This window comes from Terribium retamae (assembly GCF_022347545.1).
Taxonomy (GTDB): domain Bacteria; phylum Pseudomonadota; class Alphaproteobacteria; order Rhizobiales; family Rhizobiaceae; genus Mesorhizobium; species Mesorhizobium retamae.
On the sequence record NZ_JAKREW010000008.1, the window covers coordinates 1 to 26,881 of the forward strand.

At 62.5% G+C, this 26,881-nt stretch carries 26 protein-coding genes; 3 read left to right on the forward strand and 23 right to left on the reverse strand.

Annotated elements, in window-relative coordinates:
* From L4923_RS10770 to rimP, 4 genes are all read right to left on the reverse strand, one after another.
* On the reverse strand, positions 1–282 hold a 282-nt coding region (locus tag L4923_RS10770; protein ID WP_239364666.1), incomplete at its 3' end, for a translation initiation factor IF-2 associated domain-containing protein.
* Positions 279–929, reverse strand: coding sequence for an RNA-binding protein (locus tag L4923_RS10775; protein WP_239365036.1), 651 nt, complete (start codon positions 927–929; stop codon positions 279–281). The genes L4923_RS10775 and L4923_RS10770, both read right to left, overlap by 4 nt.
* Positions 930–961: 32 nt before the next feature.
* Positions 962–2,554 (reverse strand): transcription termination factor NusA, encoded by a 1,593-nt coding sequence (nusA, locus tag L4923_RS10780; RefSeq protein WP_239364667.1) that lies wholly within the window; start codon positions 2,552–2,554, stop codon positions 962–964.
* A 44-nt stretch (positions 2,555–2,598) separates the two neighbouring features.
* Complete coding sequence (gene rimP / locus L4923_RS10785) at positions 2,599–3,216, reverse strand: ribosome maturation factor RimP (protein ID WP_239364668.1); 618 nt, start codon at positions 3,214–3,216, stop codon at positions 2,599–2,601.
* Positions 3,217–3,502: 286 nt separating this feature from the next.
* Here rimP and L4923_RS10790 point away from each other — a divergent pair, with 286 nt between their 5' ends.
* Entirely contained in the window at positions 3,503–3,661 is a 159-nt protein-coding gene (locus L4923_RS10790) for a hypothetical protein (RefSeq protein WP_239364670.1), read from the forward strand.
* Positions 3,662–3,743: 82 nt separating this feature from the next.
* Here L4923_RS10790 and L4923_RS10795 read toward each other — a convergent pair whose 3' ends face one another.
* The 4 genes from L4923_RS10795 to L4923_RS10810 all read right to left on the reverse strand — a co-directional run bounded on the left by L4923_RS10795 (position 3,744) and on the right by L4923_RS10810 (position 8,077).
* Positions 3,744–5,258, reverse strand: a complete 1,515-nt coding sequence (locus L4923_RS10795) for a tripartite tricarboxylate transporter permease (protein WP_239364673.1) — start codon at positions 5,256–5,258, stop codon at positions 3,744–3,746.
* A gap of 16 nt (positions 5,259–5,274) precedes the next feature.
* A complete protein-coding gene (locus L4923_RS10800; protein WP_239364676.1) occupies positions 5,275–5,763 on the reverse strand; it encodes a tripartite tricarboxylate transporter TctB family protein in 489 nt (162 codons plus the stop codon).
* The gene (locus tag L4923_RS10805) at positions 5,760–6,704 is read right to left on the reverse strand and encodes a Bug family tripartite tricarboxylate transporter substrate binding protein (RefSeq protein ID WP_239364679.1); all 945 of its coding nucleotides are present in this window, start codon (positions 6,702–6,704) and stop codon (positions 5,760–5,762) included. The genes L4923_RS10800 and L4923_RS10805 overlap by 4 nt, the downstream gene beginning before the upstream one ends.
* Positions 6,705–7,012: 308 nt before the next feature.
* A complete protein-coding gene (locus tag L4923_RS10810; RefSeq protein ID WP_239364682.1) occupies positions 7,013–8,077 on the reverse strand; it encodes an ABC transporter substrate-binding protein in 1,065 nt (354 codons plus the stop codon).
* Between the two features lie 122 nt (positions 8,078–8,199).
* Here L4923_RS10810 and L4923_RS10815 point away from each other — a divergent pair, with 122 nt between their 5' ends.
* Both L4923_RS10815 and L4923_RS10820 read left to right on the forward strand, forming a co-directional pair.
* Positions 8,200–8,865 (forward strand): response regulator transcription factor, encoded by a 666-nt coding sequence (locus tag L4923_RS10815; RefSeq protein WP_239364685.1) that lies wholly within the window; start codon positions 8,200–8,202, stop codon positions 8,863–8,865.
* 24 nt (positions 8,866–8,889) lie between these two features.
* Entirely contained in the window at positions 8,890–10,308 is a 1,419-nt protein-coding gene (locus L4923_RS10820; RefSeq protein WP_239364688.1) for a sensor histidine kinase, read from the forward strand.
* Here L4923_RS10820 and trmB read toward each other — a convergent pair.
* The 15 genes from trmB to L4923_RS10895 all read right to left on the reverse strand — a co-directional run bounded on the left by trmB (position 10,295) and on the right by L4923_RS10895 (position 26,832).
* Positions 10,295–10,996, reverse strand: coding sequence for a tRNA (guanine(46)-N(7))-methyltransferase TrmB (gene trmB, locus L4923_RS10825; RefSeq protein WP_239364691.1), 702 nt, complete (start codon positions 10,994–10,996; stop codon positions 10,295–10,297). The genes L4923_RS10820 and trmB overlap by 14 nt on opposite strands.
* Before the next feature lie 17 nt (positions 10,997–11,013).
* Entirely contained in the window at positions 11,014–12,297 is a 1,284-nt protein-coding gene (gene metK, locus L4923_RS10830; protein ID WP_239364694.1) for a methionine adenosyltransferase, read from the reverse strand.
* A 200-nt stretch (positions 12,298–12,497) separates the two neighbouring features.
* Entirely contained in the window at positions 12,498–12,917 is a 420-nt protein-coding gene (locus L4923_RS10835) for a helix-turn-helix domain-containing protein (RefSeq protein ID WP_239364697.1), read from the reverse strand.
* A 139-nt stretch (positions 12,918–13,056) separates the two neighbouring features.
* Entirely contained in the window at positions 13,057–14,646 is a 1,590-nt protein-coding gene (lnt, locus tag L4923_RS10840; RefSeq protein WP_239364699.1) for an apolipoprotein N-acyltransferase, read from the reverse strand.
* A 98-nt stretch (positions 14,647–14,744) separates the two neighbouring features.
* The gene (locus L4923_RS10845) at positions 14,745–15,242 is read right to left on the reverse strand and encodes an SRPBCC family protein (protein ID WP_239364701.1); all 498 of its coding nucleotides are present in this window, start codon (positions 15,240–15,242) and stop codon (positions 14,745–14,747) included.
* Positions 15,239–15,583: an ArsR/SmtB family transcription factor gene (locus L4923_RS10850; protein WP_239364703.1), complete on the reverse strand. Its 345-nt coding sequence runs from the start codon at positions 15,581–15,583 to the stop codon at positions 15,239–15,241. Before L4923_RS10850 ends, L4923_RS10845 begins: the two co-directional genes overlap by 4 nt.
* 58 nt (positions 15,584–15,641) lie before the next feature.
* Entirely contained in the window at positions 15,642–16,718 is a 1,077-nt protein-coding gene (locus tag L4923_RS10855) for a hemolysin family protein (protein ID WP_239364705.1), read from the reverse strand.
* Positions 16,719–16,744: 26 nt separating this feature from the next.
* The gene (gene ybeY / locus L4923_RS10860; RefSeq protein WP_239364707.1) at positions 16,745–17,227 is read right to left on the reverse strand and encodes an rRNA maturation RNase YbeY; all 483 of its coding nucleotides are present in this window, start codon (positions 17,225–17,227) and stop codon (positions 16,745–16,747) included.
* A gap of 37 nt (positions 17,228–17,264) precedes the next feature.
* Positions 17,265–18,257 carry a PhoH family protein gene (locus tag L4923_RS10865; protein ID WP_425530935.1) on the reverse strand — a complete coding sequence of 331 codons (993 nt, stop codon included), beginning with the start codon at positions 18,255–18,257 and terminating at the stop codon, positions 17,265–17,267.
* Positions 18,258–18,353: 96 nt separating this feature from the next.
* Complete coding sequence (miaB, locus tag L4923_RS10870) at positions 18,354–19,745, reverse strand: tRNA (N6-isopentenyl adenosine(37)-C2)-methylthiotransferase MiaB (RefSeq protein WP_239364713.1); 1,392 nt, start codon at positions 19,743–19,745, stop codon at positions 18,354–18,356.
* Positions 19,746–19,800: 55 nt separating this feature from the next.
* A complete protein-coding gene (gene olsA / locus L4923_RS10875; protein WP_239364716.1) occupies positions 19,801–20,595 on the reverse strand; it encodes a lyso-ornithine lipid O-acyltransferase in 795 nt (264 codons plus the stop codon).
* Between the two features lie 27 nt (positions 20,596–20,622).
* On the reverse strand, positions 20,623–21,117 hold the full coding sequence (locus tag L4923_RS10880; RefSeq protein ID WP_239364719.1) for a GNAT family N-acetyltransferase: 495 nt from the start codon (positions 21,115–21,117) through the stop codon (positions 20,623–20,625).
* Complete coding sequence (gene tsaB, locus L4923_RS10885; protein WP_239364722.1) at positions 21,117–21,791, reverse strand: tRNA (adenosine(37)-N6)-threonylcarbamoyltransferase complex dimerization subunit type 1 TsaB; 675 nt, start codon at positions 21,789–21,791, stop codon at positions 21,117–21,119. Before tsaB ends, L4923_RS10880 begins: the two co-directional genes overlap by 1 nt.
* 559 nt (positions 21,792–22,350) lie before the next feature.
* Entirely contained in the window at positions 22,351–24,522 is a 2,172-nt protein-coding gene (locus L4923_RS10890) for a malate synthase G (protein ID WP_239364725.1), read from the reverse strand.
* A gap of 288 nt (positions 24,523–24,810) precedes the next feature.
* Positions 24,811–26,832 carry a hydantoinase/oxoprolinase family protein gene (locus L4923_RS10895; protein WP_239364728.1) on the reverse strand — a complete coding sequence of 674 codons (2,022 nt, stop codon included), beginning with the start codon at positions 26,830–26,832 and terminating at the stop codon, positions 24,811–24,813.
* Between the last annotated feature and the right edge of the window lie 49 nt (positions 26,833–26,881).

The window sequence follows — 26,881 nt, forward strand, 5'->3', positions numbered from 1 at the left end:
AGGCTGGGCCTGGGATTGCGGCTGCGGCTGCGGCTGCGGCTGGGCCGGAGGTTGTGGCTGAGGTGTAGCCGGCTTAGGCGCGAACACCGTCTGCTGGGCTGGCGCAGCCTGCTCGCCGGGCTTCACGAATTTGCGCTTCGTCTCCACGACGACCTGCTTGGTGCGGCCATGCGAGAAATTCTGGCGCACCGTGCTCTGTTCGATGCCCGGGCGCTTCAGCGTCAATGTCTTCTTGGGCGTAACACTCAGCGTCTTGTCGTCGCCCGAATTCGTATCACTCATTCCATATCCTCTGCGGCATCATCATCGCCGGCAACAGCCGCAATCATTGCCAGATCGTCCGGGGAACCGCCCCGGTAACGGTCGAGCGCAACCATGCGCTTCACGGCCGCCTTACCCGCGTCGCTCGCGAGAACGGCAGCATGTATCACATTTGTCCCCCCCAATGCCAAACCCAAATCCGCTTCCGCGAAAAGTTTGTATGCGGGAATAGCGGGGCCGCCGAGATGGGCGGTGGCCCGGCGTGCCTGGGTGATCTTTCGCACTCCGTCCTCGGAGGCTTCGAATGCGTGCAGGACAAGTGCCGCCTTGCCGGAGCGCACGACACTATCGACCTTGGCGGCGCCAAGCGCAACCACACCGGCCTTACGGGCTAATCCGAGTGCACCCAGGGCCGAGCGCACGAACAACCCCTCGACCATCGCGCCGAGTTCCGGCGGAACGATGACCTGCTTTTTGAAGGCCCGGGCAAAGTGCCCCTTGGCCGAGGCTTTATCGACGGTGGCGCGGTCGGCGCTGACCCAGCAGCCCCGACCAGGCAGTGACCTTTTGAGGTCTGGAACGACAGCCGAATCCGGACCGACGACAAAACGGATCAGTTCATCCGTTTCGGCGGTCTTCCTTGTGACGATGCAGGTGCGATCGTTCATCTCGGACAAGGGCTGCTCCGGCCGGTCTCATCTTACGCGCCGGCTGTTTCGGCGTCGGCAGCCTCGGCCTGGGCTTCCTCTTCGGAAATCCAACCAGCCTTGAGGCGCGCAGCCAAAACCATCTGCTCGGCTTCGGTCTTGGAGATCCCGTGCGCGGCAAGCACGCCCGGGAACACCTTGGTTTCGCCGTCCTTGCGCTCTTTCCAGCCGACAAGATCGTCGGCGGCGTAGCCGGCGAAGTCCTCTATGGTCTTCACGCCGTCTTCGCCCAGCGTCACCATCATGGCGGTGGTCACGCCTGGAATTTCACGCAGTTCGTCCTTGACGCCCAGCTTTTTGCGGGCGGCGTCGTGCTCGGCCTCGACCTTTTCCAGATATTCGCGGGCGCGATTCTGGATTTCGGTTGCGGTATCTTCGTCAAAACCGTCGATCGAGGAGATTTCTCCGGCCTCGACATAGGCCACTTCCTCGACCGAGGTGAAGCCTTCCGAAGCCAGCACCTGGCCAACCATCTCGTCCACGTCGAGAGCTTCCATGAACAGGTTCGAGCGCTCGACGAATTCCTTCTGGCGACGCTCGCTCTCTTCCTGTTCGGTCAGGATGTCGATATCCCAGCCGGTCAGTTGCGAGGCAAGGCGCACATTCTGGCCGCGGCGGCCGATAGCCAGCGACAGCTGATCGTCAGGCACCACCACCTCGATGCGCTCGGCATCTTCGTCCAGAACCACCTTGGCGACCTCTGCCGGCTGCAAGGCATTGACGATGAAGGAAGCAGCCGAAGGCGACCACGGGATGATGTCGATCTTTTCGCCCTGCAATTCGCCGACAACGGCCTGGACGCGGGAACCGCGCATACCGACGCAGGCGCCGACCGGGTCGATCGAAGAATCGCGGCTGATGACCGCGATCTTGGCGCGCGAGCCCGGGTCGCGGGCCACCGACTTGATCTCGATGATGCCGTCGTAGATTTCCGGCACTTCCATGGTGAAAAGCTTCGCCATGAACTGCGGATGCGTACGTGACAGGAAAATCTGCGGGCCGCGCTGTTCGCGGCGCACGTCATAAACATAGGCGCGAACGCGGTCGCCATACTTGTAGTTTTCGCGCGGGATCAGTTCATCGCGCCGGATGATCGCTTCGCCACGACCAAGGTCGACGATAACGTTTCCGTATTCGACACGCTTGACCGTGCCGTTGACGATCTCGCCGATACGATCCTTGTATTCGTCATACTGACGGTCGCGCTCCGCTTCGCGGACCTTCTGCACGATGACCTGCTTGGCGGACTGAGCGGCAATGCGGCCGAAATCCATCGGCGGCAGCTGCTCCGCAATGAAATCGCCAATCTGCGCGTCGGGGTTACGCTCGCGCGCCGAGAGCAAAGCTATCTGCGTGGCATAGTCCTCGACATTCTCGACCACTTCCATCAGCCGCTGCAGCTTCATCTCGCCGGTGTTCGGGTTGATGTCCGCGCGAATGTTGGTCTCCTGGCCATAACGCGAGCGCGCAGCCTTCTGGATCGCGTCGGCCATGGCGGCAATGACGATCGACTTGTCGATCGACTTTTCGCGCGCGACCGCATCCGCAATCTGCAGGAGTTCGAGCCTGTTGGCGCTTACAACCATCTTTGTCTCCCTGAACAGGGCCACCTATGCCGGCGGCCGCTCATTCACTTCTCAGCTTCGGTTTCTTCTGCGGCATCTGCTTCGCCGCGGTGTTTCTTGGCTTCCTTGCGCGCCCGGTTGTCCTTGGACAGGGCTTCGCGGATCAAGTCATCGGTCAGCACGAGATGAGCCTCGGCGATCGTGTCATAAGGAATGCGAACCGTCGGCTCCTCGCCGTAAGCCGCCTTGTCGCGCTCCAGCAGGATGCCGGCGGCATCGGCTTCGGCGATCTTGCCCTTGAAGCGCTTCCGGTCGGCGACGAGAACCGAGGTCTCCAGCTTGACCAGATGGCCGGTCCACGTGACGAAATCCGAAATGCGCACCAGCGGCCGGTCGATCCCAGGCGAGGACACTTCCAGATGATACGCCTTCTCGATCGGATCGTCGACATCCAGCGCCGGTGAAACGGCACGGCTGACTTCTTCGCAATCCTCGACGGTCATGGTGCCGTCTTCACGCTCGGCCATGATCTGCAGCGTCAAACCATGCTGACCCGACAGACGTACGCGCACGAGACGGAAACCCATGCCGCGCAGCACCGGCTCGACGATGATGGCGATGCGTGCATCAATACCGCTCTCGCGGATGATACGATCGTCGCTATCGGCCTGGCTTGATGTCATCCGGTGTCCGCTGTTCGAATCTCTTGGCGACGGCCGGTAACAAAAAAGAGCGGGACCGGGTGGACCCACTCTTCGTCATACCGACCAAGAATTTGAAGCCGATATAACAACCACAGCAGAGAATTGCAAGGCTGCACTGCCATACACCAAACATGGCCGCCAAACACGGTACCCATGCGGAAACCGCATAGCAGGCTTGCCGCGAAAGGCCTGTTAGTCGACACGCGGGCCTCCTATCTTTTGTGCAGCGCAGCAAAACGTTGCGCCAGACAAATGGAGCAGAACCGTGCGTACCAGCAGAACCGCGATCCGCAACCTGATCGATATCGTCGGCAGCGCGATCAATGCGGCCGGCGCCGTGGAAGGCAACCATAATCCAAAGGGCCGCGACCTGCGCCGCCTTGGCATCGACCCTGTCGAATTCGCCAAGATCCGCCGCATCTGACCGCCTTATTGAAAAAGCGGAGGTGCAAACCTCCGCTTCGATGGACGCGGTCCGGCGATTGCGCGCCGGTCGAAGCGTCAGATCAGTCTTCGTCGCCGCCGAGCTGCGACAGGATCTTGTCCTTGCCGCGCCAGCGTAGGTAGAGCGGCACCAGTACCGCTGCCGCCGCAAGCAGCCACAACACAACAGCGATCCAGGAATGGAACAGCGCCGAAGGGTCGCCCTGGCTGATGGCGACTGCGCGCCGCAATTGCTGTTCGGCCAGTGGTCCGAGAATCAAGCCCACCACCACCGGTGCGATCGGATAGTGGAACCGCCGCAGGCCGTAGCCGAGCAGGCCGAACGCCAGAAGCAGACCGAGTTCGAAGGTCGACGGGTTCGCACCGATGGTGCCGAGCGTCGCGAACATCAGGATGCCGGCATAGAGCCATGGTGTCGGGATGGTCAGCAGTTTTACCCACAACCCGATCAGCGGCAGGTTGAGAACGAGCAGCATCAGATTGGCCACCAGCAGGCTGGCGATCAGCCCCCAGACCAGTTGCGGGTTGCTGGTGAACAGCAGCGGCCCTGGCTGCAGACCGAACTGCTGGAAGCCCGCAAGCATGATGGCTGCGGTCGCCGTCGTCGGCAGGCCGAGCGTCAACAATGGCACCAGGGTGCCTGCCGCGGAGGCGTTGTTGGCCGCCTCGGGCCCTGCAACGCCCTCGATGGCGCCGTTGCCGAATTCCTCCGGCTTTGTCGTCAGCTGCTTTTCCACCGAATAGGACAGGAATGTGCCGATCTCGGCGCCCCCGGCCGGCATGGCGCCGATCGGGAAGCCGATCGCGGTGCCGCGCAGCCATGGCTTCCAGGACCGGCGCCAGTCTTCGCGCGTCATCCAAACGGAGCCCTTGATCGCCTGGATCGTCGAATCGCCCCCTTTGGTCGCAGCCACTGAAAGTGCCTCGCCGATGGCGAAAAGGGCGACAGCCAGCGTCGTCACCTCGACACCGTCGAGCAGGTCCGGAATGCCGAAGGCAAGCCGTGCCTGGCCGGTTTGCAGGTCGATGCCGATCAGGCCGAGCAGGAGCCCGATAAACAGCGACGTCAGCCCGCGCAGTGTCGACTCTCCAAAAGCGGCTGAAACCGTCATGAAGGCCAGCACCATCAGCGCGAAATATTCCGCCGGGCCGAAGGAAAGCGCCAGCTTCACCACTGTCGGGGCCACGAAGGCAAGGCCGATCGTGGCGAGCAGGCCGGCGACAAAGGAGCCGATGGCGGCGGTGGCAAGCGCTGGGCCGCCGCGTCCGGCCCTTGCCATCTTGTTTCCTTCGAGCGCCGTGACGATAGAGGAGCTTTCGCCCGGCGTGTTGAGCAGGATCGACGTGGTCGAACCGCCATACATGCCACCATAATAAATGCCGGCGAACATGATGAGTGAACCGGCCGGGTCGAGCTTGTAGGTAACCGGCAGAAGCAGGGCGACTGTCAGTGCCGGACCAATGCCCGGCAAGACACCGACAGCAGTACCCAAGGTCACGCCAATCAGCGCATAGAGCAAATTCATCGGCTGCAGGGCAACCACGAGCCCGTGCGCGAGAAGTTCGAACGTCGTCATGGGTCTTGTCCGCCAATCAAAACAAAAGGTGTTCAAGCGGGCCGGTCGGCAGCGACAGCGACAGGCCACGGGCGAAGATCACCCAGACGATGTAGGCAAGCACGGTGCCGAGCGGGATCGTCTTCCACAACGGCCCCCTGCCGAAGGCGCGGGCGGTGGCAGCGAACAGAAGTCCGGTCGCGATCGAGAAACCGGCGGTCTTCAAAAGCAGCATTTGCGCAGCCAGGCCGCCGACGATCCACAGGATGGGGCTGATCTCTTGACGCTCGCGCTCGGGAAAATCACCACGCCAGGCTTCGAACGCCGTCCAGATCGCAAGAATGAAGAAGGCACCGGCGATCACATAGGGGAATGTCGTGGGTCCGATGCGGGCGTAGCTCGCGGCTCCGCCCTGCCGCGCCGTCGACCACACGACCACAGCGGCGACCACTGCCAGGATGACGGCAATGGCAAGCGCCGCCCAGTCAGGGCGGCGCGTCGTTTGTTTGGCGGGCGTTTCGCTCATTTGACCAGGCCGATGTCCTTGAGGATGCCGGCGGTGAGCTCGGTGTCCTTCTTCAGCTGTGCGGTGAATTCGTCGCCGGCCAGATAGGTGTTTTCCCAACCCTTGTCGGTCAGGATCTTCTGCCACGCGGCGGACTTGGCCATCTTCTCGATGTCGGCCAGGATCGCTGCCTTCTGTTCGGCGCTGATGCCGGGGGCGGCGGCCACCATGCGCCAGTTCTGGATGGCAACGTCAACGCCCGCCTGCTTGAAGGTCGGCGCGTCGATGCCAGCCACCGGCTGCTCGCTGGAAATAGCCAGCAGCCGCAGCGTGCCGGCCTTCACCTGCTCGGAGAATTCGCCATAGCCGGAGATACCTGCCGTGACCTGGTTGCCGAGCAGAGCCGCCAGCGCCTCGCCACCGCCCGAATAGGCGATGTAGTTGACCTTAGTCGGATCGACGCCGACCGCCTTGGCAATCAGGCCGGCGGTGATGTGATCGGTGCCGCCAGCCGAGCCGCCGCCCCAGGAAACCGAACCGGGATCGGCTTTCAGCTTGGCGATCAAGCCGGCCATGTCCTTGATATCGGATGCCGCAGGCACCACGACGACTTCATATTCGCCGGTCAGTCGCGCAATCGGCGTCACCTGCTCCAGCGTCACCGGCGAATTGTTGGTGAGAATGCCGCCGACCATCACATAGCCGCCGACCAGCAATTGCGACGGGTCGCCATTGGCCTGGTTGACGAACTGCGCAAGTCCGATGGTACCGGCAGCGCCCGGAACGTTGGTCACCTGCACAGACCCGGAAATCTTCTCGTCCTGCAGCGCGGTCTGCATGGAACGTGCAGTCTGGTCCCAGCCGCCGCCCGGTGCTGCGGGAGCCATGATCTTGTAATCAGCGGCGAAGGCCGGAATGGCCATCACGCTTGCCACGATGGTCGCCAGAAGGAATTTCTTCACAGTCTCTCTCCCTTGGGGCGCGGCCAATTGGGGTCAGCTGGCGCCATGTTCGCATTGGTTCGCGCCGCACGCTTGGCGTCGCGTCGAGACAACCCTGGGAGAATGGTGACTTTGGATGGTGTCGCGGAAGGCTATTGCCTTGCCCCCGACGCCGGCCGTTGCGGCCCCTCTCCTCCCAGACCTGCAGGTCAAGCCGCCTCCAACAGCCAGACCTGCAGAAATGCTAACCGAGCAAGCTGACATCTGACTGACATCCTGCCCGTCCCGTGATCATGACCCAAACATCCGGACTTGGCCACAGGCTGCTGTCAGCGGCCCTGCAAGGCGGCATTCCAGCGTTCCACCAGGCGGTTGCGTTTGACCTGGTCGAGGTAGACGAGAAGACCGGGGCTGACCGGAACAGGACGAAGCTGCGCGCCCATCGTGGCCTGGATGGCATTGGCGGTGTTTTCGCCCGACACATCCGGATTGATGGCGGCGATATGGAGTTCGCGCGCCATGATGGTCTGGCCCTCGGCCGACATGAAATAACCGAGCAGCGCACGGCCAAGATCCGGCGAGGCCGCGGCTTTCGGAACGAGACCGATGCGCGACATGACCACCGTATAGTCCCTCGGCATGACGATGCCGACATCGGGATTGCGCGCCGCCCAATCCGTCGCATAGGAGCCCAGGATATTGTATCCCAATATTGCACGCCCATCGGCTATGCGTTCCAAGATCGCGGCACTCCTCGCATAGAGCTTCACACCGGCCCTTCCCATGCTGCGGATCACCGACCAGACGTCGGGAAACTGCTCCTGATCGCGCGCCATGAACATGAAACCGACACCGGACCGCTGAATGTCATAGGTGGCGATCCTGCCTCGGACGACGTCCGCATTGCGCTCGAGATAATCGACGAACTGCGCGCGAGTGGCCGGCGGCGAGACATTGCGGAAACTCGGCTTATGGTAGACGAAGACAGCCGGTTCGAAGGTCAGCGCATACGCGGTGTTGCGCCAGTTCGCCCAGCGCGGCCAGCGTGCGCTCATCGGCAGATCGCTTTCCTGCGCATAGCCGTCATTGGCAAGCTTGACCTGGAGATCCATCGCCGAAGAAAAGGCCACGTCGCCGGTCTTTTGGCCGGCGTTGGTCTCTTCGATGATGCGCGTATAGATATCGCCCGTGAGCAGTTCCTCATAGCGCACGGCAATAGCGGGATTTGCGCGACGAAATCCTTCGATCATGCCTTTGGCCAAAGGCGCGTCGAGCGCTGAATAAACGATAACGGTTCGCGCGCCGGCGTCGCCGTTGAGAGCAGGAAAAAGTGTCGTCTCAGCCAGCGCGGGCCTGGCAAATAAAGTCAGCAGAACAAAGATAAGAAAACGCATGGCGGTCAACTTGCCTGAGCCCGCTGTCATCCACAAGCTGTCGCCTGTCGCGGGTGGTTTGGCGTGTACGAAACTCCTGCTAAGTTGTTTTGGGAAAACGATATCCGAGCAAGGAGTCCTGGTTGCGCATTCTGGTGGTGGAGGACACGCAGACCCTGGCCGACGGCCTTGTGGCCGTGCTGAAGGGCAGCGGCTATGCAGTCGACCACGTCATCGATGGGCAATCGGCACTGGCGGTGCTCGCTGCCGAGCGGGTCGACCTCGTCATCCTCGATCTCAACCTGCCCGGCATGGACGGCTTACAAGTGCTGCGCAACATCCGCACCCGCCAGGATGGCCCTGGCGTGCTCATCCTCAGTGCACGCGCCGACCTGCATGACAAGATCAAGGGATTGGACCTCGGCGCCGACGACTACATGACGAAACCTTTCGACGTCGATGAGCTCGAAGCGCGCGTCCGCATGCTGCTGAGGCGTCATGCCGGCCTCAAATCGTCGCTTGTGTCGTTCGGCGACGTAACCTTCGACCTCACTTCGCGCAGCTTTTCCGGCAGCGGCACCCCGCTCGATTTGCCGGCGCGAGAGGTGAGCCTGCTTGAAACGCTGTTCCTGCGCGCCGGCAAGGTGGTGCCGAAACAATCGATCCTGGAATCGCTCGCCGGCTTCGACGAGGAGTTGTCCTTCAACGCGATCGAACAATATGTCAGCCGGCTGCGACGGCGGCTTGCTCCCCACGGCGTGACCGTGCGTACTGCTCGCGGCATCGGCTACTATCTTGAGAAAGTGTAGCTTGGGCATGGGGGACATTCGCTGATGGCAGCCGCCGCGCCCTATTCGCTGCGCCGTCGGCTGCTGTTCTGGCTGCTCGTTCCATTGATAGCGATCGGGTTGATCGCTCTGCTCGACACCTGGAGAGAGGCGATCGGAACGGCAAACGCCGCCTCGGATCGTGTGCTTGCGGGATCGGCATTGGCCATTGCGGAACGTGTCGTGGTTTCCGAGGAAGGCACCCTCGAAGTGGATATCCCCTATGTTGCGCTGGAAATGCTTACCTCAGCGGCACAGGACCGGGTGTTCTACCGCGTCGACGGTCCCCCGGGCACTTTCATCACTGGCTATGATACGCTGCCGACCATGCCGGCACCGCCACCGGAGAAGGCGCAGTTTTCCGATGCGAGTTTCCGCGGCGAGCCGATCCGGCTCGCTGCATTGGCCCGCTCTGCATCGACAGGGGTCGATTCCATCCCCTTCGTCGTGACCGTTGCCGAAACCACCATCGCGCGAACCCAACTCGCGCAGACGATCCTGCTGCACTCCGCTCTGCGGCTGGCTGTCCTGATCGGCGGTGCCGCCCTGATCGCGTGGTTCGCCGTCAATGCCTCCCTGCAACCGCTCTACAGGCTGCGGGCGGCAATCGCAGAGCGCAGCCCCGACGACCTTCATCCCATCGACGACCGGGTGCCTGGCGAGGTGCGTGGCCTGGTCGAAACGGTAAATTCCTTCATGGTCAGGCTCGGCGGCGCCCTGTCGGGCCTGCGCAACTTCACTGGCAATGCCAGCCACCAGTTGCGGACGCCGATGACCATCGTGCGCACGCAGCTTGCGCTTGCCGGCCGCGCGCGGTCGCTCGACGAGGCCAAGGCAGCAGCCCAGACTGCCGACAAGGCTATCGTGCGCGCCGAGCACGTCCTATCGCAACTGCTCCTCCTGGCGCGCATCGAGACAGCTGCATCGAACGGGATCGAAGCGATACCGGTGGATCTCACCGCCATCACGATGGAAAGCGTCGCCGACCGGGTGATGAAAGCGGATGCAGCCGGTGCCGATCTCGGCTTCGAGGGCGGTGAAGTGGTTCCGATCCGGGCAGAAGCGCTGCTTATCGGGGAACTGGCCGGCAACCTCGTCGACAATGCTATTGCCTATGCCGGCAGCGGAGCCGAAATCACGGTGCGCGTGTCCGGTGGGGAGGAAGCGGTCCTGGAAGTCGAGGACAACGGCCCAGGCATTGCGCCGGAAAAACTCGCTGCGGTGCGAGCCCGGTTCTCACGCGGAGCGGGCGCCGACAAACCCGGCAGCGGGCTGGGCCTGCCGATCGTGGAGGAAATTGCCGAGCTTTTCGGGGGCAGACTCACGCTTGAACCTCGGGCCTCCGGCACGGGGCTCATCGCACGCGTAACGTTTCCGCGCTTGCCGGCCAGCAATCAGGCCGAAGAGAAAGCTACGACCGAATGAAGGTCAGGTAAGCAGTGCGACGCCCTTCGCGGATCGCCTTGGCTTCATAGCGGGTGCTTTCCCAGCCCGGATAGGAAGTATGCCAATCAGCTGCTTCCTGTGCCTGCCAGGCGAAGGCCGGGTGCGCCCGGCAATGCTGGAGTGTCCAATTCACGTAGGTGTCGATATCGGAAGCGAAGCAGAACCTGCCACCCGGTTTCAACACACGCGCGAAACGGTCGAGATTGACCGGGCTAACGAAACGCCGCTTCCAGTGACGCTTCTTCGGCCATGGGTCCGGGTAGAGAAGGTCTATCCAATCAAGCGAGGCTTCGGGCAGCCAGTCGAGCAACAGAGCCGCGTCGTCGTCGAAAACACGCAGATTGTCGGCCGGCTCTTTTGCCAGCGCCACCATCATCTTGGCCATGCCGTTGACGAAAGGTTCGGCGCCGATGAAGCCGGTGGAGGAATGCGTCAGCGCCTCCTGACGCAGATGTTCGCCGCCGCCGAAACCGATTTCGAGCCGGATCGAAGAAACAGAGGCCCGGAACAGGCTGCCGAGGTCTGCCGGCGCCGGTCGCGCCAGATCGAGCCGATAGTGCTGGAGGCCAACCTCCAATGCGCTCGCCTGCGCGGGACGGATGGTCTTCCCGCGCCGCCGCCCGAAAAAGGCTTCACTCATCCGGCTGCGGCGCGGTTCGTCTTCCATGTCGGAAACGGTCGCCCTCAGGCGGCCACCGCAACCTTGTTGGCGACAGCGTCCTTGAGTGCCTTCACCAGGTCGGTCTTCTCCCAGGAGAAGGAGCCGTCCCGGCCAGCCTTGCGACCGAAATGTCCGTAAGACGAGGTCTTGGCGTAGATCGGCTTGTTGAGATCGAGATGACGGCGAATACCGGACGGCGACAGGTCCATGACCTCGCGCAGCGCCGCTTCCAGTTTGGCCTCCTCGACAGCGCCGGTGCCGTGCAGGTCGACATAGACCGACAGCGGCTGGGCAACGCCGATGGCGTAGGAAAGCTGGATGGTGCAGCGGTCCGCCAGCTTCGCGGCCACGACATTCTTGGCAAGGTAGCGGGCGGCATAGGCAGCCGAACGGTCGACCTTGGTGGTGTCCTTGCCGGAGAAGGCGCCGCCGCCATGCGGAGCTGCCCCACCATAGGTGTCGACTATGATCTTGCGGCCGGTGAGGCCTGCATCCCCGTCAGGACCGCCGATCACGAACTTGCCGGTCGGATTGATGTACCAGTTGCAGTCATTCGCGATCTTCAGCTCGCCCAGCGCTTCGCGGATGAAAGGCTCCACGACCTTGCGAACCTTCTTGGAATCCCAGCTTTCTTCGAGGTGCTGGGTGGACAGCACGATCTGCGTGACTTCGGCGGCCTTGCCGTCGACATACTTCACCGTGACCTGGCTCTTGGCGTCCGGACCCAGCTTGCCGGCATCGCCATGGTTCCTGTGACGCGCGTCAGCCAGCAGTTCAAGGATCTTGTGGCTGTAATAGATCGGCGCCGGCATCAGGTCCGGCGTTTCACGGCAGGCATAACCGAACATGATGCCCTGGTCGCCGGCCCCTTCCTCACCCTGCCGGTCGGCGGCGTTATCGACACCCTGGCCGATATCGGGCGATTGTCCATGCAGCAGCACATCGATCTTGGCGGTCTTCCAGTGGAAACCCGATTGCTCGTAGCCGATGGCACGGATGGCCTTGCGCGCGACCGACTTGAACTTGGAAGGATTGACGACCGGGTGACCAGCGGCGTCCTTCACGATATTGCCGGCCTTGTCCTTCTTCAGCAGCGTGTCCGGCACGCGGACTTCACCGGCGATGATGACACGGTTGGTGGTGGCGAGCGTTTCGCAGGCGACGCGGACCTTCCAAGGGTCCATCCCCGTCTTCTTGGCCTCGCGGTAGACGAGATCGACGATTTCGTCGGAGATGCGGTCACACACCTTGTCGGGGTGGCCTTCGGAAACGGATTCGGAGGTGAAGAGATAATTCTGCCGCGACACGGGTGTCCCCTCTAGAAAGCAATCGGCAGACTGCCGATCTGGCGCGCCACGTGTTAGCGGGGCCGCGCCAGCCTCGTCAAGACGATTGCTGAGCAACGAATATCAAAGGCCAACGCAGCAATGGAACAAAATACCCAGGACTGCGAGATTGAGGGAGAAGCTTACCGCCGCATCTGCAACAGCGGAAAATCGCCTCTGGATTAGCCTGCTTCGTCGCCAGCGAGCGACTTGACCAGATCGATGATCCGCCGGCGAACCTTGGGATCGGCAACCTTCACGAAAGCACGGTTGAGTTGGAGGCCCTCTGGGGTCGAGCAGAATTCCGCGGCGAGTGCCATCGCGTTGTCTTCTGCGAAACCGCCACGGCTGGTGCCCTCCTGCCCTGGGGCATCCTCGAAGAAGAAGGCAACGGGCACGCTGAGGATCGAGGCGATCGCCTGCAAGCGGCTGGCGCCAACACGATTGGTACCCTTCTCATATTTTTGGATTTGCTGGAAAGTTATTCCGAGGTTTTCGCCAAGTTTTTCTTGGCTCATTCCAAGCATATTACGCCGAAGTCTAATGCGGCTGCCGACATGGATGTCAATTGGGTTTGGTTTTTTCTTGTTTTCTTCTACCATCTTATCCTCGCCGAATTCTTCCGGCTTCTTGTGTTTTTGACGCCTAACCTCTGACCTCGGCTCCCACCTCATTCGAAAAAAGCGACAGCGTGCGAAAGATGCCAAACCACTCCATAATGGGTTTCTAAAATACTGGCTGTCAATTCGCCGGTAGCTTGTGCCTTACGGAAAAGGCGAAAGCAATCAGGGCAAGGGCGAGCATAATCAGATATCCGTTAACGCGTCGTTGGCCGGCTGAGATGACATCCGACGACGATGCAACTGGGATGCTCAGATCGATGGTGTCGCGCGCATTGATGGCCAGCGCGTCGAGGATTCGGCCGCGCGCATCCACGGCTGCGGAGATGCCATTGTTAGCCGCACGTAACAGAGGCATTCCGTTTTCCACTGCGCGTATCTGTGCCTGACGAAAATGCTGGTATGGTCCGGGAGTATCGCCAAACCATGCATCGTTGGTAAGGTTCACAATAAGCTGGCTTGACGCAGCGTCAACTGCCACTTCCTCAGGAAAAATCACTTCATAACAAATGAATGGCAGACCCCGGACTGCACCGGGCAATGAAATCGGACGGCGATCGTTTCCGGCGGAAAACATCGTCGGCCCGGCAACCAACTGCTCGATGCCGACACGCCGCAGAAGATCCGCGAAGGGCAGATATTCGCCAAATGGCACCAGATGAATCTTGTCGAAAGCGTCTGCGATCTCGCCCTTGTCGTTGATGGCAACCACGGAATTGTAATACCGCGCGCCGGCATTGGCCGATGCCCCTTCCTCGCGCACAGCGCCGGCGATCAGCATCTGACCGTCGGCCAACATGTCGCCCAGCGCGGTCAACGCGTCAGGCCTCTCGGTGAAGAGAAAAGGCACGGATGTCTCCGGCCAGAGGATCAGCTGAGGCTTTTTTTTGCCAGTATCCGGTGTTTTCGACGACATGCCGAGCAAGGTTGCGAAGATACGGTCCCGTACCGAAGCGTCCCATTTCTCGCGCATGTCGACCGAAGGCTGAACGATACGGACATCGAGCGCCTTGTCGGCAGGCACCGGCGTCGTAAGCCGCAGGTAACCGAAACCGACATGCACAGCGACAAGAGCGAGCGCCAGCACCATGCCCGTGACGAGACCGCGCCGACCCGCCAGCAGTGCCGGCATGGCGAAGACGAAAACCGCTAACGCGTTGATGCCATTCATGCCGATGGCGGATACGCTCTGCATCAGCAGGGGAACCGGCATCGCCGCGTAGCCGACCGCGTTCCAAGGGAAACCTGTCAGGACAAAATTACGCAACCACTCCGCCAGGGCAAAACCGAAAGCGAGTGCCGCAATTCGGCCCAGCCCGCTGCTCCACAACAGCCGCGCAACCGCGGTGCCGAAACCATAGAAAAAGGCGAGCAAAAGCGGGATACCGACCACCGCAAAGGGCAGCGCCCAAGCGTAATCGTCGGCTTCTACAAGCAGCGCCTGGCCAATCCACCACAGGCCGGCCAGAAAATAACCGAAGCCGAACCACCAGCCCACCGCGAAAGCTGGTCGCAGACGTCTGAGAAAGCCGCCCGACGCTTCGCCTGTGGTGCCGTCCAGCAGCCAAACCAAGACAGGAAAAGAAATGAAGCAGACGGCAAAAAAATCGTAGGGAGCCTGCCCGAACACCGCCAACGCGCCGGCCAGAAAGGCCGCAAGCGCGCGTCGCCAACCCCACAACAGAATTATACGGCCGGCGAGGCGCTCCATGCATTCTTCCGAGTCGCGAGAATCATGGCCGCAGATGTATCAGGCCGTGCCCTGCGCTCCAAATACCGGCAGGGGCCGTCCCTGCCGGTTACACGGTTTCAAGCCGATTTCCGAGCAAGCCGTTCCGCCGGTTCGACCAGTTCGGCGAGTTGCCTGGCAACCGTACCCCAGCCGTCGTGGAAACCCATCTCCTCATGCATGTCTCGTTCAGCCCTGCTCTTGTGCATGACATGGGCTGTGTAATCCGTGCCTTGCGGATGTTCGCGCAGCGTGATGATCGCGGTCATGAAGGGTTGGTCGGCGGGACGCCAGCCTCCGGTGAGCGCGTTGGTGAAAACGATGCGTTCCTGCTCGTCGACGGCCAGGAAACAGGCGTCGAGATGCGGCTGGAACGGGCCACCGTCCTCGCTGATACGCGTGACGAGAGCACCACCAGGACGAAGCTCCATTTTCTCGACCCTGCATTTGGCCGGTGCCGGAACCCACCAGCGCGCGAAGCTTGCCGGATCGGTCCATGCGTTCCAGATAGCCGAACGCGGCGCCCTGATGATGCGTGACAGCGTCAGATCGGTCTCGGGATTCACGGTCTCGGTCATTCCGGCTTCTCCTTGTTCTGTTCGGCGAGAACGAAACGCTCCAGGCGATCATTGCGGCCTTCCCAAATCGCGCGCTGGGCCGACAGCCAGTTTTCGATCATCGCAAACTGCTTGGTTTCAATGGCGCAGGTCCGCACCCGCCCCTGCTTTTGTGTCCGGATCAGGCCGCTCCCTTCGAGGAAGTGGATATGCTTCATGAAGGACGGCAACGCCATGTCGAACGGCTTTGCGAGGTCGCTGATAGTGGCCGGCCCCTTGCCGAGTTCCACCAGAACGGCTCGCCGCGTCGGATCGGCGAGCGCCTGAAAAATCCCGTCCAATCGTGCTGAATACTGATCCATAAGGCTAAGTATCACTCCAAGACACTTAGCGCAAGGGCTAACTATAAAATATGAATCTCTACGCTTGTTCGGCGCGCGCGCGACGACGGCGCTCGATCGCCTTCTGGCTTTCGACGATGCGAACGCGTTTCACGCGGCGCGGATCGGCATCGAGAATGTGGAACTCGAAACCCGGCACGGCCTGCACCACCTCGCCGCGCGCCGGTACACGGCCCAATGTGTTGAAGATCATACCGCCGATCGTGTCGACCGATTCGCCATGTTCGCCGGCTGCGAAATCCTCGCCGATCATCTTGGTGACTTCATCGATCTCGGCCTTGCCGTCCACCACATAGATGCCGTCGCCAGCCTGGGTGATCATCGGCTCGTCGTCATCGTGCTCGTCCTCGATGTCGCCGACCACCATCTCGACGATGTCTTCCAGCGAAGCGAGACCGTCGGTACCGCCATATTCGTCGATGACGAGGGCCATCTGCGTCCGCGCGGCCTGCATGCGGCCCATGAGGTCGGAAGCCAGCATGGAAGGTGGCACGAACAACACCGGCCGGATCAGGCTGAGCTCGCCGATGGTGCGCGCGAGATCAACCTGGGTAAGATCGAGCAGCGCTGCAGCCGGCGTCTTGCGGCTGGCGCGACCGGGCCTCTTGACCCGTGCAAGACGCGTGATGTGAGCGAGCACGTCACGGATGTGAACCATGCCACGGGGATCATCCAGCGTCTCGAAATAGACAGGCATGCGGGAATGGCCGGACTGCTCGAACAACACCAGCAGGTCGCCCAGGGTCGTTCCGATCTCCACCGCCTGGATGTCGGCGCGTGGCACCATCACGTCCTCGACGCGAACCTCGCGCAAGCGCAGGATGTTGTTGAGCATCGCCCTTTCGCCGGGCGAGAAGGATTCCGTGCCAGACTCTGTCTCGGCTAGCGCGTCAGCGATTTCCTCGCGCAGTGAGGTTCCATTGCGCTGGCGGAAAAGACCCAGGACGCGCTCAAACAGGGAGGGGCCGGCAGGAGAAGACTCGCTTGCTAAGCTGCCGGAGCTGGTACTCGGACTGGGCGTTTCTTCCGTCTTTCCGGAAGCCTTTAAGGCACTGCCGGCGTCCGTGGGGGCGGCAGTTTCTGATTTCTCGTTCATCGTCGTCCGGTCAATTGAATGTTTAGTTACGCATACGGATCGGGAATGGCAAGTCTTGCCAGCGCCGCGCGCTCGACTGCTTCCATCTCGTCAGCTTCATCGTCGGTCTCATGATCGTAGCCGAGCAGATGCAGCAAGCCATGGATCACAAGATGGGTCATATGGTTCTCAAGCGGCTTGTTTTCCTCTTGCGCCTCGCGCGCCACCGTCTCTGCGGCCAACACAATATCGCCAAGCATCGGCGGGAGTGGACCACCCTTGGCTGGCGGGAAAGCGGGGAAGGACAGCACGTTTGTGGGTTTGTCCTTGCCCCGCCACTCCGCGTTCAACGCGCGGATGGCGGCATCGTCGGTGAACATAACGCTGAGCTCTGACGTCCCGACCAAGTCGAGTTCGGAGAAGGCGGCACCCACGGCGCGCTCCACAAGAGCGAGCAACTCCGCTTCCGACGGCCAAGCACCAGCTTCGACCGCAAGATCGATATCGAGTGGCAGATCAGGCGACGTCATCGGAACTTGTCCTGGCAGACGAGCATGCTTGGCAGGATCAGTTGTCTGCCCCCAGGCCGCGCGAAACCTTGCCGTCCCGGTCATAGGCCCGGACGATCTCGGCTACCAGCGGGTGACGCACGACGTCTCCGTCGGCGAAGCGCACCGTGACGATGCCGGGAACCCCGTCCAGAACGCGCAGCGCTTCGACCAGACCCGACTTGGTGTTGGGCGGCAGGTCGATCTGGGTCGGATCGCCGGTGATGATCATGCGCGAGTTCTCGCCCAGACGCGTCAGGAACATCTTCATCTGCATCTGGGTGGTGTTCTGCGCCTCATCGAGGATGACGGCCGAATGCGCCAGCGTGCGGCCACGCATGAAGGCCAGCGGCGCAATCTCGATGACACCGGCCGCGATGGCACGTTCCACCTTGTCGCCCGGCATCATGTCGTAAAGGGCGTCGTAGAGCGGTCGCAGATAGGGATCGACCTTTTCCTTCATGTCGCCCGGCAGGAAGCCCAGCCGCTCACCTGCTTCGACCGCCGGCCGCGACAGGATGATGCGTTCCACCATGCCGCGCTCCAGCAGCATCGCCGCGTGCGCGACCGCCAGATAGGTCTTGCCGGTACCGGCGGGACCGATGCCGAATACCAGCTCCGAACGCTCCAGCGCACGCATATAGGCGTCCTGATTCAGCGAACGGGCATAGATCGTCTTCTTGCGGGTCGAAATCTGTGCGGCAGATACCTTGCCCTTGCGTTCCATCGTCGGCAGCACCAGTTGGTCGTCGGCGGCAACCGCCATACGCACGGCGCCATCCACATCCGACTGCGCGATATGGGCGCCTTTCTGCAGGATCTCGTAGAGGTTGTCCAAGGCACGTCGCGCCTGTTCGGCCGCGGTCGAGGAACCCTTGATGGTGAGCTGATTGCCCCGCGAGCGGATATCGACGCCGAGCTTCTGCTCAAGTCGCGCCAGATTCTCGTCGAACTGGCCGTAAAGCGCACTGGCCAGCTTGTTGTTATCGAAGGTCAGGACGATATGCGCCATGTCCGAGGCCCCGGATGCAGTGCTTGGGGGCACGTTCTTCAGTTCCGTGGCGCTCAAACGTCTCTCCTCATCTGACCCGTCATTTTGACCCACAACTCAGATAGGTTCGGCGTACAGGCTGTTGAAGCCCGGCCGCGTGATTCGCACCTCAATAATGTCACCGATTTCGCCGACCTTTTCATCAACAATCACCGGCTGCAGCCAAGGTGAACGGCCAACCTTCTGGCCGGCCTGACGGCCGGGTTTCTCGATAAGCGTCGTCATGGTGCGGCCGACCATCGAAGCGGTGAACGCCTGCTGCTGTTCGACCAGCAACGCCTGCAACGTATGCAGGCGCTCGTCCTTCAGCTGTTCCGGAACGTGGTCATCCATTTCCGCCCCTGGGGTACCAGGACGCGGCGAGTATTTGAACGAGAAGGCGGACGCGTAGCCGACCTCGCGTACCAGTCGCATCGTGTCTTCGAAATCGGCATCGGTCTCGCCAGGAAAACCGACGATGAAATCGCCCGACATCGCAATGTCGGAACGGGCGGCGCGCACGCGCTCGATCAGCCGCAGATAATCCTCCGCCTTGTGGCGGCGGTTCATGGCCTTGAGGATGCGATCCGAGCCCGATTGCACCGGCAGATGCAGATATGGCATCAGGGTCGGCAGGTCACGGTGCGCGGCAATCAATTCGTCATCCATGTCGCGCGGGTGGCTGGTGGTGTAGCGCAGGCGAGCGATGCCGGGGATTTCAGCCAGGCGATAGAGCAACCGGCCCAGTCCCCATTCGGCGCCATCCGGCCCTTCGCCATGCCAGGCATTCACGTTCTGCCCCAGCAAGGTCACTTCGCGCACGCCGGCCTCGGCCAGACGCTCCGCCTCGGCAAGGATCTGGGCGACCGGCCGCGATACTTCCGAACCGCGCGTATAGGGCACCACGCAGAAGGTGCAGAACTTGTCGCAGCCTTCCTGCACGGTGAGAAAGGCGGCAACTCCGCGCTTGGCGACCTGCGCGCGCTTTGGCTGCGGCAGGTGCTCGAACTTGTCCTCCAAGGCATATTCGGTTTCGACCACACGCCCACCGTTGCGAACGCGCGCGAGCACATCCGGCAGGCGGTGGTAGGTCTGCGGGCCGATGACAAGATCGACGGCCGGAGCGCGGCGGATGATCTCGCGGCCCTCGGCCTGGGCGACACAGCCGGCGACGCCGATCAGCATCTCGCGGCCTTCGGCTGCCTTCTCATTCTTCAGTTCGCGGATACGTCCGAGCTCGGAATAGACCTTTTCGGCTGCCTTCTCACGAATATGGCAGGTGTTGAGCAACACAAGATCAGCGTCTTCGATGACATTGGTTTCGGCATAGCCGTCAGCCGCCAGCGCATCGGTCATGCGTTGCGAGTCGTAGACATTCATCTGGCAGCCATAGGTCTTGACGAAGACCTTCTTCGGCTGAGGTGTCTCGGCACCCTTTTCCGGGTTCGGTGAAAGCGTTTCCAGTTCCATGCGGCGGCTTCTAACGCTTTTCGATCCCGAAAAACAGCCGTTTCCGCCAACAGCCCTACTTCACGGGTTCGCTGAGTGCTGCCTGCATCATCCCGCGCACCCGTGCCTCGACAACGCGAGCCGTCTCCTTGCGGTTGGAGCGTTTGGAAAAAGCCACAGGTTCACCGAAATGCACCTCGACATCGAGCCCCCCCTCGGCGAGCAAGGTCATGAGGTGGGGGCCAAGATCCTGATCGCCGATCCAGGACGCAACCGGCCGCCAGCGCCGGCCGAGCGGCACGCCATGCAGGCGGGTATAGGCGATCGCCACCGGCTGGATGAACACCTCGTCCGCCGCACCCTCGGCAATCGCCATGGAAGCAGCACCGAACAACGTCGTCTTGAAAGGCAGCACCATATTGCCGTCACCGGTGGTGCCTTCGGCGAACAGCACCATAGCATCGCCCTTGGCCAGCCGGCCCGCGATCTCATTGGCCTGGTCACCGGATGTGCGCTTGCGCTCGCGCTCGATGAAGACCGTACGCTGCAGCTTCGACAGCTTGCCGATCGCCGGCCAGTTTTCCATATCGGCGCGGGCAATGAACTTCACATCGACCAGCGAGCCCAGCACGAGGATGTCCGTCCACGAGATGTGGTTGGAAGCAACCAGCAGCGGCCGCTGATTGGACAAAGTGCCGTGCACATGGACACGAAGGCCAAGAGCACGCGCCACGGCGCGATGCCAGATCTTCAGGATGACGGTTTCCGGCCACCAGCCCGTCTTCATCGAGATGAGTTGCAGCGGCACCAGCACCAAAGTCGCCAGCACGACATAAGCGAAGGCCAGAACTGTCCTGATTTTTCCGACCATCACGTCCCCGATTGCGGCATGAAGGCGCTAGCGGAGATCACGGCGCATGACAAGCGCGCCGGTGGGACCATGTTCGGGAGAACGATAATAATTCGGGCGCTTGCCCACTTCGCGGAAGCCGAGGCGGCGGTAGAGAGTCAGCGCTGCGAGGTTGGTTTCGTCCACCTCCAGGAACAATGCCTCTGCACGTTCGGCATGCAGATTGCGCAACACCGCATCCATCAATTGCCAGCCGAGGCCTTGCCTGCGGTGCGTGCGGGCGACCGCGACGGTGAGGATCTCGCCCTCTCCGGCGGCGAGCCTGGCCAGCACGAAACCGACCGGCGGTTCGGCACCGTGGCCGACCTCGCGGGCAGCGAAACCGAAAACAGTGTCCTGTTCGAGCAGCGTCGCGAATTCGCCGTCGGTCCACGGCCGCACGAAATCCTCCTGATGCAATGAAGAAACGGCGGCGGCATCGGCCACCGTCAGCGGGTCCAGCGCATATTCGCGACGGCGCGACGATAGGAACGGAATGCGCATCAGCCGGCCCTCGGCAAAACAAAGCCTGCCTGCGGCTTGGCGTCCGCGTCGCGCAGATAGACGGGCCTGGGTTTTTCGCCAGGCTCCTTCAGCGCAGCCAGACGCGCATAGGTGGCGATGTCGGCGGTGGCCGCAAACGGACCAAGATCGAACCCGCCGCCTGCTGCAGCAGCAACCGTTTCCGCTGCCGTACCGACAAGCACGGCCGCATTGTTCCTGGCCATCCCGGAGGCTTCCTCCAAAGTGGCAATGGCAGGACCGTGGAGGACTGCACCATCCGCGCCAAACAGAGCGGCATGGATTTCGCCGCGCCCGCCGTCGAGCACGGCGAGCACGGCACGATCCGGAAAGGACTTCGCGGCTTCCGCCGCCAGCGCTTCCAGCGTGGTGACGCCGATCGCCGGGACCTTCAGTGCGAGCGCCAGACCGCGCGCGGCCGACACGCCGACGCGGATGCCGGTGAAAGAGCCTGGGCCGGTCGAGACGGCAATCGCGCCGAGATCGGCGTAGGTGACGCCGGCTCCCGCCAGGGCGGTGTCGATGACTGCCATCAGATGCTCGGCATGCCCCTTGCCGAGATCGAGCACATGCCGGCCGACAAGCTGGTCCGTCGCCGTGTCATAGACACAAGCGGCGCACAGGCTGGCAGAGCAATCTACGGCGAGCAGTTTCATGTCAGCTTCGCCTAACCGATCGCCGCGCCGGCTACAAGCCGGCTTGATGTTGGATCACTCGGCCTGCCGAGGCCTGGTGCTTCCTTCGAGGCTCGCCCGCCCAGGATTGCGCCTGCTGCTCCCTGCGGGCTCGCACCTCAGGATGAAGGCCGCGGTGCAGCGGCGTCCAAGCTTCGAGACGTTGTGGAACCTGGCCGCGATCATGCGACGGCCCTTGTCCGGAGGTGCGAGCCCGCAAAACGGTTGAAAGTGAGCGCGACATCTCGCGGGCGAGCCTAGAAGGACGCACCACAGGTTCCTTCAACAGCCGTTAGCCCTACTTGGCACTCAGCTCAAGGCGACGCTCATCCAGCACCGGCTCCGTGAGCCGTTCGATTGATCCTGGCCCTTGAACATCAGGCGGCGCGCATTGGCGACAAGTTCCGCAACGTCTCGAATCTTGAACGCCGTCGCACAGCGGCCCTCATCCTGAGGTGCGAGCCCGCAAAACGCTCGAAAGTGAGCATGACATCTGGCGGGCGAGCCTCGAAGGACGCACCCACCAGTTCTTCGACAGCCGCTAGCCCTGCTTGGCCTTCAGCTCGAGCCGACGCTTGTGCAGAACAGGCTCGGTATAGCCGTTCGGTTGGTCGCGGCCCTTGAACACCAGGTCGCAGGCGGCGCGGAAGGCGATGGACTGATCGAAATCCGGCGCCATCGGACGATAGCTCGGATCGCCGACATTCTGCGTGTCGACGATGACCGCCATGCGCTGCAGCGAATCCAGCACCTGGATGTGCGAGCAGATGTCGTGGTGCAGCCAGTTGGCGATGTGCTGCGAGGAGATGCGCAGCGTCGCGCGGTCTTCCATCAGGCCGATATCGTTGATGTCCGGCACTTTGGAGCAGCCGACGCCCTGGTCGATCCAGCGCACGACATAGCCGAGAATGCCTTGTGCATTGTTGTCGATCTCGCGCTGGATCTCGTCCGGCGTCCAGTTCGGACGCTTGACCACCGGAACCGTCAGGATGTCGTCGAGCTTGGCCTTCGGCCGGCTCTTCAGGCTTTCCTGCACCGCGTGCACATCGACCTTGTGATAATGCGTGGCGTGCAGCGTCGCCGCTGTCGGCGACGGCACCCAGGCGGTGTTGGCGCCGGCCTTGGGATGGGCGATCTTCTGTTCCAGCATCGCCGCCATCAGGTCGGGCATCGCCCACATGCCCTTGCCGATCTGGGCATGGCCGGCGAGACCGCATTCCAGGCCGGTGTCGACATTCCAGTTCTCATAGGCCGAGATCCAGGCGGCCTGCTTCATGTCGCCCTTGCGCAGCATCGCGCCGGCCTCCATGGAGGTATGGATCTCGTCGCCGGTGCGGTCGAGGAAGCCGGTGTTGATGAACACCACGCGTTCCCTGGCGGCGCGAATGCATTCCTTGAGGTTCACGGTGGTGCGCCGCTCCTCGTCCATGATGCCCATCTTGATGGTGTTGGCCTTCATGCCGATCAGCTTCTCGACCCGGTCGAAGATCTCGACAGCGAAGGCAACCTCTTCCGGTCCATGCATCTTCGGCTTCACGACATAGAGCGAGCCTTCGCGCGAATTGGCGCGGCGACCGTTTTCGCCGACATCATGCAGCGCGATCAGCGCGGTGATGGCGGCGTCCATGATGCCTTCAGGCACTTCCGCGCCGTCGGAGAGCAGGATGGCCGGGTTGGTCATCAGGTGACCGACATTGCGCACCAGCATCAGCGAACGGCATTTCAGCGGAAAGGTCGAACCGTCCGGCGCGGTATAGTCGAGGTCGGGGTTGAGCTTGCGCGTGAAGGTCTTGCCGCCCTTGCTCACCTCTTCGGCCAGGTCGCCTTTCATGAGGCCGAGCCAGTTGCGATAGACGACGACCTTGTCCTCGGCATCAACGGCCGCGACCGAATCCTCGCAGTCCATGATGGTGGTGAGCGCGGATTCCAGCCAGATGTCGGAAATATGAGCGGCATCGTTCTTGCCGATGGTCGAGTTCGGATCGATCAGGATCTCGATGTGCAGGCCGTTGTTGGCAAGCAGGAACTGGCCTGGGCTGGCCGACTCGCCGAGATAACCGGCGAACTGTTCCGGCCGCTTCAGGCCCGTGGTGCGGCCGCCGTTCAGCGACACGCGCAGCGCACCGCCGGTCACCGTGAAGGAGCGCGCATCCTGCCAGGCGGCGCCGTCCAGCGGTGCGGCCTCGTTGAGGAAATCGCGCGCCCAGGCAATGACCTTTTCGCCGCGCTTCGGGTTGTAGTGCTTGCCCCTCTCGGCGCCGTCGGTCTCGGGAATGGCGTCGGTGCCGTAAAGCGCGTCATAGAGCGAACCCCAGCGCGCATTGGCGGCGTTCAGCGCATAGCGTGCATTCATCACCGGCACGACGAGCTGCGGACCGGCCACAACCGCGATTTCCGGGTCGACATTCTCGGTGGAGACGCTGAAGGCCGGACCTTCCGGCAGCAGGTAGCCGATCTCCTTCAGGAAATCCTTGTAGGCGGCGAGATCGACCGGCGCGCCGTTGTCGCGATACCAGCGGTCGATCTTTTCCTGGAAGTCGTCGCGTTTTTTCAGGAGCGCGCGGTTTTTCGGCGCGAGATCATGCACCAGTTTGGAAAAGCCGGTCCAGAAGTCGGCCGCGTCCACGCCAGTGCCGGCAACTGCCTCATTGGCAATGAAGTCGTGGAGTTCGCGGGCGATCTGCAATCCGGCGATCTCAATCCGATCGGTCATATATACAGTCTCCAGAAATGCCGCCTGGGAGCTGGGCGGCCACGCAGGTTCCGCAAAGTGTCCCACGGTTTTGCGGTGGGAACCTGCGGCAAATAACAAGCCTGACCAGCCGTGCACGGTTGGTCAGGGATGGGGCGGGCTTTGGCATGTCAGCGCCGCCCGGTCAATTCGTCGTCAGTCGCAAACCGGGTGTCGCTGGAAAACAATCGATTTAGAGTTTGCCACAAACAACGCGGTGCGATTTTGCGCATATTCAAGTAGGCCGAGTACCGCTTTAAACCTGTGGCCTCACGCCGCGATACGCGGCCGCCCGGCTGCGGTCGCCACGATATGCGCCTCGATGAACATGCGCTGACCTTCGACGACCGATGCCCTGATATCCTGCGCGACGTCGATCTCGGCGGTGTCGGTGCCGGCTTCCCCGGCGCGCAGAGCGGCAAGCTTGCGCACATCGGCTTCCGCCTTTGCCATGGCTTCTTCTTCCCTGGTGAAGTCGCGCACACCCTCGCCGGACGAAACCCGGAATAGCCCTTCCTTCGGCTGGCTCACCCGCGCCTCCGCCGTCACCCGCACCTGGCCGACCACCGCCCCCAACGCATTGGCGACGTCGGTGTCGACCGGCACCACGCAATCGTTGCCGACCAGCGGAGACAGCGCTGCATAATGCAGGGGCGCCGAGGCACCGAGGCCGATCACTGGACGGTCGAGCGCCACGGTCAACCGTGCAATGCCCGGATGAGCGTCGACCGCGCGCTGCACCAGCGCGTGCGCCACGGTTGCGGCGCCGTCCAGCCCGTCCTCGGAAAAGGCCGTTTCCAGGATGACTTCCGCCGAGAACCGCGTCAGCGCCACCAACACCCGTTCGGAAATCTCCTCGGGCGAGGCGGCGATCGGCTGGCCGCGCCCATCCTTTCGGCGCGCAAAAAGTTCGGCGCCAAGACGAGCAGCGCCGGCGTGCCAGTTGGCCTGCTTGCCAAGCGTGTGCGCGGCATCCGAAGGCGTGAAACCGGCAATGTGGACCAGCCCGCGCGCCACCAGCCGGCTCAGCGTCGCGTTCTGCGCGTTGGAGGTGAGCAGTCGGTCGATCGGCAGCGGCACGCTGCCAATCGCCTCATAGAGCCTGGCCTCCGGCGCGGTCAGCCCCGCCGCCAGCCGCTCCGGCACGCCGGTGCGTACCGCAAAGCGTCCGTCCATGCGGCCGGGATTGGGTGCGCGCAGTTGCCGTTCCAGTTCGTCGATCACCGCCGCGCCATGGGCAAGGCCGGCCAGCGCCAGAGGCACGACGCGGCGGGGTCCGAGCTGGATCCTCGGCGTCAGCCCGCCCTCTTCGAGGGTGACCTCTGAATCCCCACCGAGCCCGAAAGTGCGCATGGCAACGGCTTCCACCATGGTGCGAAAACCGCCGACGGTAGCGCCTTCCGGATCGAGCCGTGGCCGGCCTTTGTCCAGCACGGCAACGTCAGTCGTGGTGCCGCCGATGTCGGAGACGACGGCGTCGTCCACCCCGGTCATGTGGCGGGCACCGACCAGAGAGGCGGCCGGCCCGGAAAGAATGGTCTCGATCGGCCGCTGGCGCGCGAAATCGGCTGAAACCAGCGCGCCGTCGCCGCGCACCACCATCAGCGGCGCCGCGATGCCGCGCTCGACCAGGAACCCTTCGGTGGCCGCGACCAGCCGGTCGATCATGGCGATCAGCCGTGCATTGAGCAAAGTGGTCAGCGCACGGCGCGGCCCGCCGAGTTTCGACGACAGTTCGTGGCTGCAGGTGACCGGCAGCCCAGTCACTTCGCGGATCAGCTCGCGTGCGGCGAGCTCATGCGCGGGATTGCGGGTGGCGAAATAAGCGCAGACGGCGAAACCCGAGACCGAACGGCCCAGCTCCGGCAGCGCCGCTTCCAGTTCGGAAAGGTCAAGAACCGCGGCATTGCCATGCACATCATGCCCGCCGGGGCAGAACAACACCGGGTCCGTGCCGAGCGCTGTCTTCAGCCCGTCGCGCTCGAGATCGGCCTGTCCGAAGCCGATCATGATCAGGGCAACGCGTCCGCCCTGCCCTTCCACCAATGCGTTGGTGGCGAGCGTGGTCGACATCGACACCAGCTTGATCGAGGCAGGATCGGCGCCGGTCTGTTCCAGCACCTGCCCGACCGCGCCGGAAATCCCGACAGCAAGGTCGTGTCGCGTCGTCAGCGACTTCGCCTTGGCGACCACGGTGCCTTTGCTGCCCGTGTCTGACCACAGCACCGCATCGGTATAGGTGCCTCCGGTATCGATACCGAGGAAGAGCGGAGCGGAGGAAGAAGCAGTCACGGCAAGACCCAAGCAAGACAGAAGTTATGCGGGCTTTAGACCATCGCCG